Genomic DNA, 14,196 nt, shown 5'->3' on the forward strand with positions numbered 1-14,196 from the left:
AAAAGGGCGACAAGCGTCACGCCCCCAGAAAGCTCAGCCGCACCGAACGCTGCGGGTTGTCGCGGTTGAGATCGACCAGGACCACACTCTGCCAGGTGCCCAGCAACGGTCGGCCCGCCTGGACCGGCAAGGTGACCGACGGCGACACCAGGGCCGGCAGCACGTGATCTGCGCCATGGCCGAACGATCCGTGGCTGTGCCGGTAGCGGTCGTCGCGCGGCAACAACCGTTCCAGGGTATCGAGCAGGTCGTCGTCGGAGCCGGCGCCGGTCTCGATGATGGCCACACCCGCCGTCGCGTGCGGGACGAACACGTTGCACAGGCCGTCGCGGTGCGCGCCGCAGAACCTGCGTACCGAGTCGGTGAGATCGACGATGCGGCGCCGTGAGGTGTCCACGTCGATCACGTCGGTGTCCATCGGCCCAGCCTACGAGCCTCGCGCCACACCATTGCCACCTGCGACGCAGCGGAGGATGGTTGGGGGTGGAACCGGTGGCGCCACCGGGGCGCCGCCCTGGCAGGAAGGGGTGGACCGTGTTCGCACGTTCAACCACGATTGCGGCGCGCACCCGGGCCGTTAACGCCGGTATCGCCCATGTCCGCGACGAGGTCATGCCCGCCATCGACACCATCGATGGTTGCGTGGGCCTGTCCCTGATGGTGAACCGGGAATCTGGCGAGTGTGTCCTCACCACGGCCTGGCGGTCCGAAGAGGCAATGCGTGCCAGCGCCGACGCGGTAGCGCCGATGCGCCATCGCGTGGTGGAGGCATTCGAAGGCACCGCCACTGTCGACGAATGGGAGATCGCGGTGGTTCACCGCGAGCAGTACTCCGGACCCGGCGCCTGCGTACGGGCGACGTGGCTGCGAACCCGCCCCGAGCTGTTCGACCGGGCCGTGGAGTTCTACCGCACCTCGGTGTTGCCCGCGATGGAAGACCTCGAAGGGTTCTGCAGCGCGAGCCTCATGCTCGACCGCGGGTCCGGCCGCGCGGTGTCCTCGGCCACCTTCGACAGCGCAGAGGCGATGGACAGCAACCGCGATCAGGCCCGGGCATTGCGCACCGCCCGGCTACGCGACCTGAGTGCCGACCAGATCGATGTCGGAGAGTTCGAACTCGTGCTGGCCCACCTGCGAGTGCCTGAGATGGCCTGACCCGCCGACGAACCGAGACAAAAACGAATTGACGGCACCGTTTACGTCGCGACGGTGCGGGGTACTTGATGGTCAGCCCAATCCAGCCTCGGCCTCGGAGGAGACCATGACCATCACCGGCATCATCAGCGCGATTCTGATCGGCATTGCCATCGGCGTGATCGGCCGCTTGATCGTTCCCGGCAGACAACCCATCGGCATCTTGGTGACGATCCTCGTCGGTATCGTCTCCGCGTTCATCGGTACCGCACTCGCCCGCGCAATGGGCATCCCGACGGCGACCAGCGGCGTCGACTGGCTCGAGCTCCTCGTCCAGGTCATCGTGGCCGCGCTCGGGGTGGCCCTGATATCCGCCCTGATGGGGCGCAGAAGGACCGGCATCCTCGGAACCCGACGGTCCGGCCTGCTGCGCTGACCACCTACCCCCGCGCCACGGTCTCGGTTGAATATTCAACCGGGACCGTGGTTTTCGGTTGCCCCAGCGGTATCAGCGTCTGCGGCGGATGATGGCCCGCAGCTTGTCCAGCCGGGTGACCAGCTCGCGTTCGAAACCGCGGCCGGTCGGCTGGTAGTAGTCCACCCCCACCAGATCGTCCGGTGGATACTGTTGCGGCACAACACCGTCAGGATGGTCGTGGGCGTACTTGTATCCCACGGCGTTGCCGAGTTTCTGCGCTCCCGAATAGTGGCCGTCCCGCAGGTGCGGGGGAACCAACCCGGCCTTTCCGGCCCGGATGTCGTTCATCGCCGCACCCAGCGCCGTGGTCACCGCGTTGGACTTGGGCGCGGTGGCCAGATGCACCGTGGCATGCGCCAGCGTCAGCTGCGCCTCGGGCATCCCGATCAGCTGCACGGTCTGGGCCGCGGCGACGGCGGTCTGCAAGGCGGTGGGATCGGCCATCCCGATGTCCTCGCTCGCCAGGATCATCAGCCGGCGCGCCACGAAGCGCGGGTCCTCCCCCGCCACCAGCATCCGGGCCAGGTAGTGCAAGGCCGCGTCGACATCGGAGCCCCGGACCGATTTGATGAAGGCGCTGACCACGTCGTAGTGCTGATCGCCGTCACGGTCGTACCGCACCGCGGCCTTGTCCAACGACTGCTCGATGGTCTCGACCGTGACCCGTTCACGGGGCTCGGCTGCCACCTCCAGCGCGGTCAGTGCCCGCCGCGCATCACCGGCGGAGAGCTGCACCATGAGGTCGACGGCCTCGTCGGTGACCTCGACCGCACCACCGAGCCCGCGCGGGTCGGTGATCGCGCGACGCAGCACGATCTCGACGTCCTGCGGGGTCAGCGGCTGCAGCTGCAGGATCAACGAGCGCGACAACAGTGGCGCCACCACCGAGAACGACGGGTTTTCCGTGGTGGCCGCCACCAACAGCACGACCCGGTTCTCCACGGCCGCCAGCAGCGCGTCCTGCTGAGTCTTGGAGAAGCGGTGCACCTCGTCGATGAACAGCACCGTCTGTTCGCCGTGGACGGCCGCGCGCCGGGCAACATCGATCACGGCACGGACCTCTTTGACGCCGGCGCTCAGCGCCGAGAGCGCCTCGAACCGGCGGCCGGTGGCCTGCGAGATGAGCGAGGCCAGGGTGGTCTTGCCGGTGCCGGGCGGGCCGTAGAGGATGACCGACGCCGCGCCCGACCCCTCCACGAGGCGGCGCAACGGCGAACCGGCCTGCAACAGATGGGTCTGGCCGACGACCTCGTCGAGGCCGGCCGGGCGCATCCGCACCGCCAGCGGCGCCGAGGCCGGGACCGGCGCACCAGGGCCCGCGGAGGCGGGCTCCCCGGGGACGTCGAACAGGCTGTCGGACACACCTCAGGGATACCACGCCGACACGACGGACTACGCGGGCGCGGTGACGAAGTCGATCAGTTCCTCGACCCGGCCGATCAGCGCGGGCTCCAGGTCGTTCCAGTCCCGGACCCGGCCGCGGATCCGCTGCCACGCCCGCGCGATGTCGGCCTGGTCGTGGTGCGGCCAGCCCAGCGCCGCACAGATGCCGTGTTTCCACTCGACGCTGCGCGGGATGGTCGGCCAGGCTTTCATGCCGAGCCTGGCCGGTTTGACGGACTGCCAGATGTCGACGAACGGGTGACCGACCACCAGGGTGTGCTCACCGCCGGGGCCACGGCGCACCGCCTCGGCGATGCGTGCCTCCTTGGAACCGGTCACCAGGTGATCGACCAGAACACCCAGCCGGCGGCCCGGTCCCGGCGCGAACTCGGCCACGATGTCGGTCAGGTCGTCGACGCCACCGAGGTATTCGACGACGACGCCTTCGATACGTAGATCGGCGCCCCAGACCTGCTCGACTAGCTCGGCGTCGTGGCGGCCTTCCACATAGATCCGGCTGGCCAGCGCGACCCGGGCCTTGGCATTCGGCACCGCGACCGATCCCGACGCCGTGCGGGCCGGCGCGGCGGTCCGCTTGGGCACCACGAGACTCACCGGCTTACCGTCGATCAGGAAACCCGGCCCCATCGGGAAGGTCCGCACCTTGCCCCTGCGGTCTTCGAGTTCGACCCGGCCGCCCTCGATCCGCACCACCGCGCCCACGTAACCGCTCTGGGCATCCTCGACGACCAGGCCCTTCTCCGCGGGCTGCTCCGTCGATCGAGTCAGCTTCGGGGTGTGCGGATTTCGGGCCAGGATGTCGGAACCGTAGCGATCAGTCACGCGGCGATCCTAGGAACGCCTGCGGCGAAAGCAGGGTTGCGACATACGATCGTGATCGTGCTGTTAGATCGGCCGACCGCCGATGGCATTGCCGACGGGACCATCTCGCTGGTGCTGCGTCGCTGGGACAAGCCCCGGGCCAAGCCCGGCGGAACCCAACGCACCCAGGCCGGCACGATCCGAATCGGTTCGGTCACCGAACACCCGGGCGATTACCGAGTCAGTGCCGCGCAGGCCCGCGCCGCCGGATATCCGGATGCCGCGACGGCGCAGGCCCAGCTCGACCGGAGGCCCGCCGCGCACACCTACCTCATCGCGGTCTCGTACCTGGCTCCCGACGAGCGGCCCGACCTGGCTGCCGACGACACGCTCTCCGACGCCGATATCCGGCTGATCGATGAACGGCTGGACCGCTGGGACGCGGCCACCGAACCGTGGACGCGTCGGTACCTGGCGCTGATCGCGACCAACGAGGCCGTCCGCGCACCGGATCTGGCGGCGCGCGTCGGCCTCGAAGTGCCGCGATTCAAGCGACGGGTGCGCCAGCTCAAGGGATTGGGCCTGACCATCAGCCTCGATGTCGGCTACCGACTCGCCCCGCGGGGGCGCGCCTACCTGGCGGCCACCGGGGTCAATCCGGATTCGTGAACCGGGCCAGCGCGATGCCTCCCACGATCATCGACAGGGCCAGGGCCCGACCGACGCTCAACGGGTCACGGTGGATGAGCACGCCGAGCGCGATGGCACCTACCGCGCCGATGCCGGTGAAGACCGCGTACGCGGTGCCGACGGGCAGACCGCGCATGGCCAACGACAGCAGGTACACCGACAACGCCCCGACCGCGACGCACACCACCGTGGGCAGCGGACGGGTGAATCCTTCGGTCGGCTTGATGCTCTGCGACCAGGCGATCTCCACCAGACCGGCCAAACCCAGTACCAGCCAGCTCATTTCGCGTACTCGACGCCGAGAGTGCGAGCCGCCGCAAGGGCCTGCGCGGTCGAATCGTCGTGCATGGACCGAAACCGCGCCAACGCGGGATCCACCCGCGCGTTGGCCATCTCGGCGTTGATGAACGCGGTGTCGGCCACACCGTAGTGTCCGGCGACGAAATCCCGCAGGAACCGTTCCTGGTAGTCGAACTGCGCCTTCGGCGAGCCGGGTGAGTACGCGCCGCCTCGAGCCGTGGCCACGACAAACCGTCTCGGCGCCAGGGACATTCGCGGAAATGTCACCTGGTCCAGCCAGGCCTTGAGCGAGGCCGGGATGGAGTAGTTGTACATCGGCGTGGCGATCAGCACGATGTCGGCCGAGCGCAGTTCACCCAGCAGCGGTTCCACGATGGCCCAGGCCGCGGCCTGCTCGGGCGTGCGCGCCAACTCCTCGAGCCGGTCCAGATCGGTACTGCCTGCGGCCAGCACCGCGTCACAGAGTTCCGTCCAGCCCTCCCCGATGAACGGCACCGGATCGGCTGCGACATCGCGGTAGAGGTACCGGCCATCCGGACGGGCAGCCCGCCAGGACCGGGCGAACTCCGCGCCGATCCGGCGACTCACGGAGCGATTGCGGGCACTGGCGTCGATGTGAAGAAGTGTGGTCATGACAGCCTCCAGGTAAGTGGACATTACGTCCGTTTCAGCGTTTCAGATAACCGGACATTATGTCCAATTATTTCCCGGATCGGCTACAGTGCAGTGATGGACATCGGCGCAGACCTCTTGGCGGCCGACTACGCCGGCACCGGACGGGTCGGCGCGGAGCGGGCGGACGCCGCCCGCAACCGCGCGAAAATCCTTGCGGCAGCCGCCACGGTGTTCGCCGGTCGCGACCCGCGAACAGTCACGATGGACCACATCGCCACGGCGGCCCACGTCGGGCGCGGCACGCTCTATCGCCGCTACCCCAGCACCGCCGCCATTGCCGAGGCGCTGCTCGACGAACACGAACGCGCGCTGCAGCAGCAGTTGTTGTCCGGCGAACCACCGCTGGGCCCGGGCGCGCCACCGGCCGAGCGACTCTCCGCGTTCTACGCGGCGATGGCCGAACTCCTGGATACGCATGCCGACCTGGCACTGGGCGCCGAGACCGGGGGCGCCCGGTTCGCCACCGGCGCCTACGGTTTCTGGGCCGCGCATGTGCGCGCCCTGTTGACGGAAGCCGTTGTGGCCGAACCGGATCCGCTGGTGGATGTGCTACTGGCTCCCTTGGCGGCGGAGAGCTTCACCCACCAGCGGGCGCGTGGACTGAGCGTCGAGCAGATCAAGGGGGCGCTCACCCGCCTCGCCCACGGGATACTCGATCCCCGCTAGCCCGGCCGGGACCTAGGCGGTGACCTCGTCGATGACGGTGTGAACGAACCGCATCTTCTCCAGCACCGCCGGGGGCAATACGAACGGGTACAGATCAACGTGGCCCATCGACCGGTTCACCATGTTCAGCGACCACGCCAGTGGCAGCCACATCTCAATGATGGTGTCGAAACCACTGGGCCCCAGTATTTTCCGCTCGAACGTCGCCCCGGCTGCGGCGAACCCGAAGGCCGCCGCGGTGTCCAACGTGTCCCGGATGTGCAGGTAGTGCGCAAAGGTCTCGGCCCAGTCCTCCGCCGCGTGCATCGTGGCGTACGACGAGACGAATTCGTCTTCCCAGCCCGCAGGCGGGCCTTCCTGGTAGTGCCGATCCAGCGCGGCCTGATAGTCGGCGTCCGGATCCCCGAACAACTCCCGGAACCGCGCCGAGTATCCCTCCGACGGGGCAACCAACCGATAGAAGTAGTAGTGGCCGATCTCGTGGCGGAAGTGGCCCAGCAAGGTGCGGTACGGCTCGTCCATCGCGATCCGCAGCTGCTCGCGGTGCACATCGTCGCCTTCGGCGAGGTCCAGCGTGATGACCCCGTTGTGGTGGCCGGTGAACACCTTGTCCGTTGCACTGGAGAGCAGGTCGAACGCCAGCCCGAACTCAGGATCCTGATCCCGGCCGACGATCGGCAGCTTCAGTTCGTGCAGTTCGGCGATCAACCGACGCTTGGCCTGCTCCGCCTCGGCGAACGACGCCATCGCCGCGGTATCGGTGTCGGCCGGCCGGGTGCGGGTGAGCGCGCACGAGGCGCACAGCTGGTCGCCCTGCCCGATCCGGACGAGCCAATTGCACTCGGCCAGATGCAGATTGGCGCACAGCTGAAACTGGTCCTCGTCGACCGCACCGGCGTGGCCGTTCTGGTCGGTGTCGGTGATCACCAGCAGCGCCATGTCATCGACCGAGAACCCCAGCGCACTGCCGCACGAAAGGCACAGGGAGTTCTCGAACGCCAGGTGCTGGCCGCAGTTGGGGCAGTTGAAATCACGCATGAAGCAACCCTCCTCGATCCGGCGGGTACGGCGCCACATCGACCGATACCTCGATCACACTACTGTCCGAATCCGTGTAGATGATGCCGCGCAACGGGGGCACGTCGGCGTAATCGCGGCCGAATCCGGCCGCGATGTAGCGCTCATCCACCATCTGGTCGTTGGTGGGATCCATTCCCAGCCAAACGTTCTGCGGCGTCCACACCGACGCCCAGGCATGGGTGGCGTCCACCCCGATCATGCGTTCCTTGCCGGGCGGCGGATCGGTGGCCAGATAACCCGAGACGTAACTGGCCGCCAGGCCGTTGGCGCGCAGGCAGGCGATGGCCAGCCGGGCGAAGTCCTGGCACACCCCCTCGCGCGCCGCCAGCACCTCGGCCACCTGGGTGGACACCGTCGTCGAACCGGACTTGTAGGTGAAGTCGGAGTAGATCCTCGACGTCAGTTCGCGCAGCACCTCGATCAGCGGCCTTCCGGGCACAAAACTCGGCGCGGCGTACTCGCGCACGGCATCGGTGATCTCGGGCGGCGACAGGTCCAGGGTGAACTCGGCGGCCAGCGCGCCGTCCCCGCCGACCGGGCGGGCCAGCTCCCACGGCGCACGCGCCGATGCCCCTGAATAGCGTTCGGGTTCAGGCGGATCCACCTCCACCACGGAGTGGCTGGTGATCCGCAACGTGCGGTGACGTTCGGTGATGTGAAAGTACGAGCTGATGTTGCCGTACGCGTCGCGGCCGGTGGAACGATCGGCCGCCTCGGGTTCGATCACCAGCTCGTGGGACAGGCAACGCTGCCAGTCCAGGTCGCGGGGCGTGAGAAAGCCGCGACCGTAGGAGCTGGTGACATCGTCGGAGTAGCGGTAGACGGTGCGATGGGTGATCTCGTAGCAGCGCGTGCCGGGTTCGGTCACGGCACCACCCGCCGTTCGTCAGGTCCCCACAGCGGTTGCATGCCGCCGGGCAGAGACAGGTGAGCCGCGGTGATCACGCCGGACAGGTCCCGCAGGCCGACATGCATGCCGTCGAGCAGGGCAGCCAACTCGGCGCGGGTCCCCTCGCCGGTGACCTCCTCAAGATCGGCCGGGTCGAGCCGGCGCAACCGGGTGGCCAGTTCGTCGACCAGACGTTCCGAACGCGACGAGCCCGACGATCCGGGCAGGGTCTTGAGACCGGTCCGAATCCGCTCCAGTTGGTAGATCAACGATCTGGGGTTCTCCGCATCGAACAACACCAGCTCGGCGATCGCCGCGATCTTGATCTGGCCGGGATTGCGCCGCCGGTAGATCACCGACGACTCGCAGGCCACCAGGGCCGACTCGGTCACCGCGCGCTCGGCGTCGGCGCCGCGCATCGTCGTCAGGGTGGCGCGCAGCAGCGCGGTCAGCGCCAGGCCCCGCTCGATGCGCTTGCCGAGATCCATCATGGTCCAGCCGATGTCCTGCACCATCGACTCCGCGGCCACCCCGGACAGCGCCAGCATTCCGGCCAAAGTCTGGCTGTGCGCGTTGGCGAGGTAGAGGTCCGCGGCGGTGGGCGACTCCGGCGGAGCGGCCGACGGCCGCAGCACCGCGCGTTCAACTCCGGCCAACACCATCCAGGTGTCGTTGGACATCTGGTCGCGCACCGACCGTGCGGCCAGCGCGAGGCGCTCGACCGATTGGGCGAGCGAGCCCGGCCGGTGCCGGTCCGCGGTGGCCGACCACAGGGTGGCCGGGGCGATCGCGATCATCTCGTGGTCGTCGTCGGTGTCGCCGGTATCGGTGCCCGTGATCGAGCCGAGTGCCGCCAGCAGCACCGGAACACACTGGCTCTCTTCGAGATCCGGGCGATAGCGGAACTCGTGGTAGCGCTCCCGGGTGACGGTGAGCAACCGGGCCGTGCCCTCGGCGCGTTCGGCGTAGCGTCCCATCCAGAACAGGTCCGAGAGCACACGGGGCGAGCTGACCGCCCGAGTCGAGCTGGGGATCGTGCCGGGAGCCACCAGCTCGACCGACACCACCGGGGCGCGCTCGGCGGTGACCCGCTGCGGTGTACGCACCCAGACATCCTTGGCGGCAAGGGTGTTCATCCGGTATGCGGCGTGTCCCGGGGCGACCACGTAGCCGAGCCCGCCGATCATCGGGGCGTACCCACCGCGTTGGGCCACCGTGAACAATCGCATGCCGACGTTACCGGCGGACAACCCCCTGGACCGGTAATCGGTTGGTGCGGTGGAGAACTGAGGGAGTTCCTGCCCGATCCACTCACCCGGTTCTGCCTCGATACGGGCCGCCAGGTTCTCGCGGGCTGCCGCCGACAGCGTCGGCCCGACGATGGTCTCACCGCCGCTCACCGGTCTGATCAACAGCGAGGACAGCTTGGTGAGCAGATGGGAGCGCTCGATGTCGATGCCGCCCCAGTACATCGGAGCGGTCGTCAGTTGTGGCGTCTCGTCGAGCAGCAGCTCGGCCAATTGCGGCAGAAACCGTGCCAGGCCCGGACTTTCCAGGACTCCGCTGCCGAGCGTGTTGACCACCGTCACCGCACCGCGGCGCAACACCTCGACCAGGCCGACCACGCCGAGCCGGGAGTCGGGGCGCAGATCGAGCGGGTCCATGTAATCGGCGTCGACGCGGCGCAACACCACATCGACGCGTTTGAGGGTGCCCAGCGACCGCATCCACAGCGTGCCGTCGCGGACCACGAGATCGGCACTCTCCACGAGTGGGAAGCCGAGCACTCCGGCCAGGTACGCCTGGTCGAAGGCCGTCTCGGAATGGATACCGGGGCTGAGCACCACCACCACGGGCTCCTCGGCGGCCTCGGGGGCCGCGTCGAGCAGCGCCAGGCGCAGCGCCTGCGCCCAGGGCGAGGCCGGCCGCGGCCCGATCCGCTCGTAGAGGTCAGGTGCCGCATGGGCGATGACGCGTCGGTCGGCCAGCGCGTAGCCGGCGCCCGAGGGCGCCTGCGTCCAGTCCGCGTTGACGACGAAGGCACCCTCGTCGTCGCGGCTGATGTCACAGCCGTGCAGGAACAGTTGATGACGCCCGGGCACAACGATGCCGCGGGCGGCGCGCACGTATCCGGGATGGGCGAACAGCAGTTGGGCGGGCAGCACCCCGCTGGTGATCGAGCGACGGGCCCCATACAGATCGGCGAGAACCGCGTCCAGCAGCCGGGAACGCTGCACCAGACCCGATTCCAGGCCGTCCCAGTCCTCGGCCGAGACAACCAGCGGTAGGGCGTCGAGACGCCAGGGACCCGGCACCGCGGTCCCGTCGCCGTCGGTGACCACCTCCCCGTGGCGGTCCACCTGGATGTAGGTGATGCCGTCGTTGTCGACGAGGCCGCGCACCACGGCACGCAGCCGGTCCAGTCCGTCGCGGCCGCGCTCACCGACCCCCTCGGCCAGCTCCCGCCAGGCCGGCCGGACATCGCCCGAGCCGTCGACCAACTCGTCGTAACCGGCACCGCCACCGTCATCGCGCACATCGAACAACGCCTGCTGCGCCCGGGAGCTGCGATAGGCGGCCAGCACGCCGTCGACATCCACACCGGTGTCCGCGGCTACACCGGTGGCTTGGGCGGACTCCGGTGAGCCATTCGCACGTAGAACCATCAGTGAAGAACGGTACGCACCCGGCGAAGATCCAGAATTCCGGGCGCGCCGACATCGGTGGATTGGCGGGCCTGCTTCTCCCTCAGATCCGACAGGTCGATGGTGCCCGGGGTGAATCCGGTCGCTTCGAATCGACGGCCACGCCGCGACTCGGCCTCGACCGCATTGACGGGCGGGGTGTCGTAGGACCGCCCACCCGGGTGAGCGACGTGGTAGGTGCAGCCACCGCGGGAGGTGCCCGTCGCGGTGTCGACGAGTTCGAACCGCAGCGGGGAGTCCACGGTGATGGTCGGGTGAAGCGCGCTGGGCGGCTGCCAGGCACGGAACCGCACGCCGCCCACCTGGATGTCGGGATTGTCGGTGGCCAGCAACGGGATCGGGTAGCCGTTGGCGGTCACGATGTAGCGGTGCCGGTCCGCCCCGACCAGCCGCACCTGGACCCGCTCCACCGACGAGTCCACGTAACGGGAGGTGCCCCCGGCAGTCGACTCCTCCCCCAACACATTCCACGGTTCGATCGCGCCGCGCAGCTCGATCTCCACGCCGTCGCAGACCGTGGTCCCCACCCGCGGGAACCGGAACTCGGTGAAGGGATCCAGCCAACTGGTGTCGAAGTCGACGCCGTGCGCCCGCAGATCGGCCGCGACCTCGGCGATGTCCTGAATCAGGAAGTGCGGCAACAGGTATCGGCCGTGAAGATTGGCACCGTGCCGGATCAGCGGGGCCCGCAACGGCTCGTCCCAGAACCTGGCGACCAGTGCGCGCACCAACAGTGACTGCACCATCGCCATCTGGAAGTGGGGCGGCATCTCGAAACCGCGCAACTCCAACAACCCGAGACGACCCCGCGCGCTGTCGGGGCTGTAGAGCTTGTCGATGCAGAATTCGGCGCGGTGGGTGTTGCCGGTGATATCGGTGAGTAGATGGCGGAGTGCCCTGTCGGTGACCCATGCCTGTGCAGACCCCCCGCCCTCGGAAAGGCGCGCGATCTCGGCGAAGGCGATCTCCAGCTCGTAGAGCGATTCGGAGCGGCCCTCGTCCACCCGCGGCGCCTGTGAGGTGGTACCGATGAACCGGCCGGCGAACAGGTAGGACAACGAGGGGTGCCGCTGCCAATAGGTGAGCAGCGACACCAGCAGATCGGGCCGGCGCAACAGTGGCGAGTCGGCCGGAGTCATGCCGCCGAGGGTGATGTGGTTGCCGCCGCCGGTACCGCCGTGAGTTCCGTCCACGTCGAACGATTCGGTCGACAGCCGGGCCTGCCGGGCCTGCTCGTAGAGGGTCTCCAGCTGGGCCTGCTGTTCGGCGAAGCCGGCGGTCGGCGCGACGTTGACCTCGATGACGCCGGGATCCGGAGTGATCGACATGGACGCGATGCGGGGGTCCGGCGGCGGCCCGTACCCCTCGATCACCACAGGCGTGTCCAGCTTGGCGGCCGCGGATTCGACGCGGGCCACCAGGTCGACGAAATCGTCGAGCTCCTCGGTCGGCGGCAGGTAGACGTAGAGGAACCCGGAACGGATCTCGGCGACCAGCGCCGTGGTGGGTGCGTCGTCGGCGGGCTCGAGCGTGGCCTCGTCGGGTTCGGTGCGCACGCCGGTGCGCCCCGACAGCGGGTCGGCGTCGTAGGCAGGGCGCGGCGGACGCCAGCTGATCGCACTCAGCGGCAGCCGCAGCCCGGCCGGCGAATCGCCATCCGTGAGCACGATCCGCCCGCGCCGCAGCTGCCAGTCCGCGCTGGCCCAGCCGGAGCCGTCGGCGCGGCGGTGCAGGGGCAGGACGTAGGCGGCGGGCTGATCGACCGGGGTATCGAGCCGGGCCAGCAGCTCGGCCCGGGCGTCGGGGGTGTCATCGCCCAGATCGTCGGCGGCGGCCACCGGGTCGCCGGCCGGCTGACGTGCAGCGGCCGCCAAGCGGCTCAGCGCGTCCTCATATGCCGGGCGTACCTGACCGGCGGGCAGCCCGAAATCGGCGGCGACCGCGGCGAGGATGCGCTGACCTGCGTCGTCGGCCAGGGCGGGCACGGCACCACCCCACGGATCGGCCAGCAGCGCCGCGTCGTTCCACAGTGGCTGGTCGTCGGTGCGCCAGAACAGGCCGATCTGCCAGCGCGGCAGGGGTTCTCCCGGATACCACTTGCCCTGGCTGCGCTGGATCAGCCCGGCCGGGGCCCACACCGCCTTGAGGCGCGCCGCGAGCACCGAGGCCCGTTCGCGCTTGTGCTCGCCGTCGGCATCGGTGGTCCATTCCGGATCGACCTGGTTGTCGATCGAGACGAAGGTCGGCTCGCCGCCGACGGTGAGCCGCACGTCACCGTCGGCCAGGCGCTGATCCACCTCCGCACCCAGTTTCGTGATCGCCGTCCAGGCGGCGTCGGTGTACGGAAGCGTCACCCGCGGGTCCTCGTGGATCCGGGTGACCACGTTGGAGAACTCCAGCGTGGATTCGCACGGTCCGGTGGCGCCGGTGATCGGGGCCGCCGATTCCGGGTGCGGGGTTGCCGAGAGCGGGATGTGGCCCTCCCCGGCGAACAGTCCCGAAGTCGGGTCGAGGCCGATCCAGCCCGCCCCCGGAATGTAGGCCTCGGCCCAGGCGTGGAGGTCGGTGAAATCCGCGGCGGGGCCGGACGGCCCGTCGAGGGCCTGAACATCCGAGGTCAGCTGGACCAGGTAACCCGAGACGAAGCGGGCCGCCAGCCCCAGCTGCCGCAGGATCGACACCAACAGCCACGCCGAGTCGCGGCACGAGCCGATTCCGGTGCGCAGCGTGACGTCAGGGGTCTGCACACCCGGTTCCATCCGGACGGAGTAACCGACATCGGCGTTGACGGCCCGGTTGAGCGCCACCAGGTAATCGATCGTGCGGGTGCCCGGCGGCACGGTGAAATTGCTCACCCACGCCTTCACGAGTTCGCCCGGACCGGATCCCTCATCCTCCTCGTCGACCGGGCGCAGGTAGGGCTTCAGATCCTCGAGCAGGGCCTTGGGGTACTCGAAGCCGAAGGTCTCCGCGTAGTCCTCGATGAAGAAGTCGAACGGGTTGATCACCTTGAGATCGGCGATGAGCCCGACAGTGATGGTCAGCGTGCGCGCCCGGTCCGGGAACACCAGGCGGGCCAGGAAGTTCCCGAACGCGTCCTGCTGCCAGTTGATGAAATGGCCGGCCGGCTCGACGGTCAGCGAGTACGCCTCGATGGGGGTGCGCGAGTGCGGCGCCGGACGCAACCGGATGACGTGTGGATGCAGCTCCACCAACCGGTCGAAGGTGTAGCTGGTGCGGTGCTCCAGCGCCACTTTGATCCCCATCTGCAAATCCCACCACAAGGTTCACTCCCCCGCACTGTGTGCGACAGGCGGCCCGCGCCGACACGCCGGATTCGGCCGGATTCGGTCGGCGCTGGTTGAATTCAGCGG

The 14,196-nt window shown here is 68.8% G+C and carries 13 protein-coding genes; 4 read left to right on the forward strand and 9 right to left on the reverse strand.

Going from position 1 to position 14,196, the window contains the following annotated elements; genetic code table 11:
• Window positions 1–16: 16 nt before the first annotated feature.
• Window positions 17–406 (reverse strand): secondary thiamine-phosphate synthase enzyme YjbQ, encoded by a 390-nt coding sequence (locus ACNQVK_RS21960; protein WP_170856270.1) that lies wholly within the window; start codon window positions 404–406, stop codon window positions 17–19.
• Between the two features lie 128 nt (window positions 407–534).
• Between ACNQVK_RS21960 and ACNQVK_RS21965 the strand changes: the two genes are divergently transcribed.
• Both ACNQVK_RS21965 and ACNQVK_RS21970 read left to right on the forward strand, forming a co-directional pair.
• The gene (locus ACNQVK_RS21965) at window positions 535–1,155 is read left to right on the forward strand and encodes an antibiotic biosynthesis monooxygenase (protein WP_418031183.1); all 621 of its coding nucleotides are present in this window, start codon (window positions 535–537) and stop codon (window positions 1,153–1,155) included.
• 106 nt (window positions 1,156–1,261) lie between these two features.
• Window positions 1,262–1,570, forward strand: coding sequence for a GlsB/YeaQ/YmgE family stress response membrane protein (locus ACNQVK_RS21970; protein ID WP_044518133.1), 309 nt, complete (start codon window positions 1,262–1,264; stop codon window positions 1,568–1,570).
• A 72-nt stretch (window positions 1,571–1,642) separates the two neighbouring features.
• On the opposite strand, the gene ACNQVK_RS21975 is transcribed toward ACNQVK_RS21970, so the two are convergent.
• Together ACNQVK_RS21975 and ACNQVK_RS21980 are read right to left on the reverse strand one after the other, a co-directional pair.
• On the reverse strand, window positions 1,643–2,974 hold the full coding sequence (locus ACNQVK_RS21975) for a replication-associated recombination protein A (protein ID WP_418031184.1): 1,332 nt from the start codon (window positions 2,972–2,974) through the stop codon (window positions 1,643–1,645).
• A 30-nt stretch (window positions 2,975–3,004) separates the two neighbouring features.
• Window positions 3,005–3,838 (reverse strand): DUF3097 domain-containing protein, encoded by an 834-nt coding sequence (locus tag ACNQVK_RS21980; RefSeq protein ID WP_418031185.1) that lies wholly within the window; start codon window positions 3,836–3,838, stop codon window positions 3,005–3,007.
• A gap of 57 nt (window positions 3,839–3,895) precedes the next feature.
• On the opposite strand from ACNQVK_RS21980, the gene ACNQVK_RS21985 reads away from it, so the two are divergent.
• Complete coding sequence (locus ACNQVK_RS21985; protein ID WP_418031186.1) at window positions 3,896–4,486, forward strand: hypothetical protein; 591 nt, start codon at window positions 3,896–3,898, stop codon at window positions 4,484–4,486.
• Here ACNQVK_RS21985 and ACNQVK_RS21990 read toward each other — a convergent pair.
• Window positions 4,470–4,790 carry a DMT family transporter gene (locus ACNQVK_RS21990; RefSeq protein ID WP_044518127.1) on the reverse strand — a complete coding sequence of 107 codons (321 nt, stop codon included), beginning with the start codon at window positions 4,788–4,790 and terminating at the stop codon, window positions 4,470–4,472. The two genes, ACNQVK_RS21985 and ACNQVK_RS21990, sit on opposite strands and share 17 nt — an antisense overlap.
• Window positions 4,787–5,440 carry an FMN-dependent NADH-azoreductase gene (locus ACNQVK_RS21995; RefSeq protein ID WP_418031187.1) on the reverse strand — a complete coding sequence of 218 codons (654 nt, stop codon included), beginning with the start codon at window positions 5,438–5,440 and terminating at the stop codon, window positions 4,787–4,789. The genes ACNQVK_RS21990 and ACNQVK_RS21995 overlap by 4 nt, the downstream gene beginning before the upstream one ends.
• A gap of 96 nt (window positions 5,441–5,536) precedes the next feature.
• On the opposite strand from ACNQVK_RS21995, the gene ACNQVK_RS22000 reads away from it, so the two are divergent.
• Entirely contained in the window at window positions 5,537–6,148 is a 612-nt protein-coding gene (locus ACNQVK_RS22000; protein WP_418031188.1) for a TetR/AcrR family transcriptional regulator, read from the forward strand.
• Between the two features lie 12 nt (window positions 6,149–6,160).
• Here the strand turns inward: ACNQVK_RS22000 and ACNQVK_RS22005 are convergent, their stop codons facing one another.
• Genes ACNQVK_RS22005 through ACNQVK_RS22020 form a run of 4 tightly spaced genes read right to left on the reverse strand, consistent with a single transcriptional unit; the run spans window position 6,161 to window position 14,088 of the window.
• Window positions 6,161–7,186: a zinc-binding metallopeptidase family protein gene (locus ACNQVK_RS22005; protein WP_418031189.1), complete on the reverse strand. Its 1,026-nt coding sequence runs from the start codon at window positions 7,184–7,186 to the stop codon at window positions 6,161–6,163.
• Window positions 7,179–8,096, reverse strand: coding sequence for a transglutaminase family protein (locus ACNQVK_RS22010; protein ID WP_418031190.1), 918 nt, complete (start codon window positions 8,094–8,096; stop codon window positions 7,179–7,181). The genes ACNQVK_RS22005 and ACNQVK_RS22010 overlap by 8 nt, the downstream gene beginning before the upstream one ends.
• Complete coding sequence (locus ACNQVK_RS22015; RefSeq protein WP_418031191.1) at window positions 8,093–10,783, reverse strand: circularly permuted type 2 ATP-grasp protein; 2,691 nt, start codon at window positions 10,781–10,783, stop codon at window positions 8,093–8,095. Before ACNQVK_RS22015 ends, ACNQVK_RS22010 begins: the two co-directional genes overlap by 4 nt.
• Entirely contained in the window at window positions 10,783–14,088 is a 3,306-nt protein-coding gene (locus tag ACNQVK_RS22020; RefSeq protein WP_418031192.1) for a DUF2126 domain-containing protein, read from the reverse strand. Before ACNQVK_RS22020 ends, ACNQVK_RS22015 begins: the two co-directional genes overlap by 1 nt.
• Window positions 14,089–14,196 lie beyond the last annotated feature (108 nt).

The organism is Mycobacterium sp. 134 (assembly GCF_048282715.1).
Lineage (GTDB): Bacteria > Actinomycetota > Actinomycetes > Mycobacteriales > Mycobacteriaceae > Mycobacterium > Mycobacterium septicum.

What these genes read in the sequence shown, in the direction of transcription:
- ACNQVK_RS21970 (WP_044518133.1), top strand. Translation starts at nt 1,262, where the DNA reads ATGACCATCACCGGCATCATCAGCGCGATTCTGATCGGCATTGCCATC.
- ACNQVK_RS21990 (WP_044518127.1), bottom strand. Translation starts at nt 4,790, where the DNA reads ATGAGCTGGCTGGTACTGGGTTTGGCCGGTCTGGTGGAGATCGCCTGG.
- ACNQVK_RS21995 (WP_418031187.1), bottom strand. Translation starts at nt 5,440, where the DNA reads ATGACCACACTTCTTCACATCGACGCCAGTGCCCGCAATCGCTCCGTG.
- ACNQVK_RS22000 (WP_418031188.1), top strand. Translation starts at nt 5,537, where the DNA reads ATGGACATCGGCGCAGACCTCTTGGCGGCCGACTACGCCGGCACCGGA.
- ACNQVK_RS22005 (WP_418031189.1), bottom strand. Translation starts at nt 7,186, where the DNA reads ATGCGTGATTTCAACTGCCCCAACTGCGGCCAGCACCTGGCGTTCGAG.
- ACNQVK_RS22015 (WP_418031191.1), bottom strand. Translation starts at nt 10,783, where the DNA reads ATGGTTCTACGTGCGAATGGCTCACCGGAGTCCGCCCAAGCCACCGGT.
- ACNQVK_RS22020 (WP_418031192.1), bottom strand. Translation starts at nt 14,088, where the DNA reads ATGGGGATCAAAGTGGCGCTGGAGCACCGCACCAGCTACACCTTCGAC.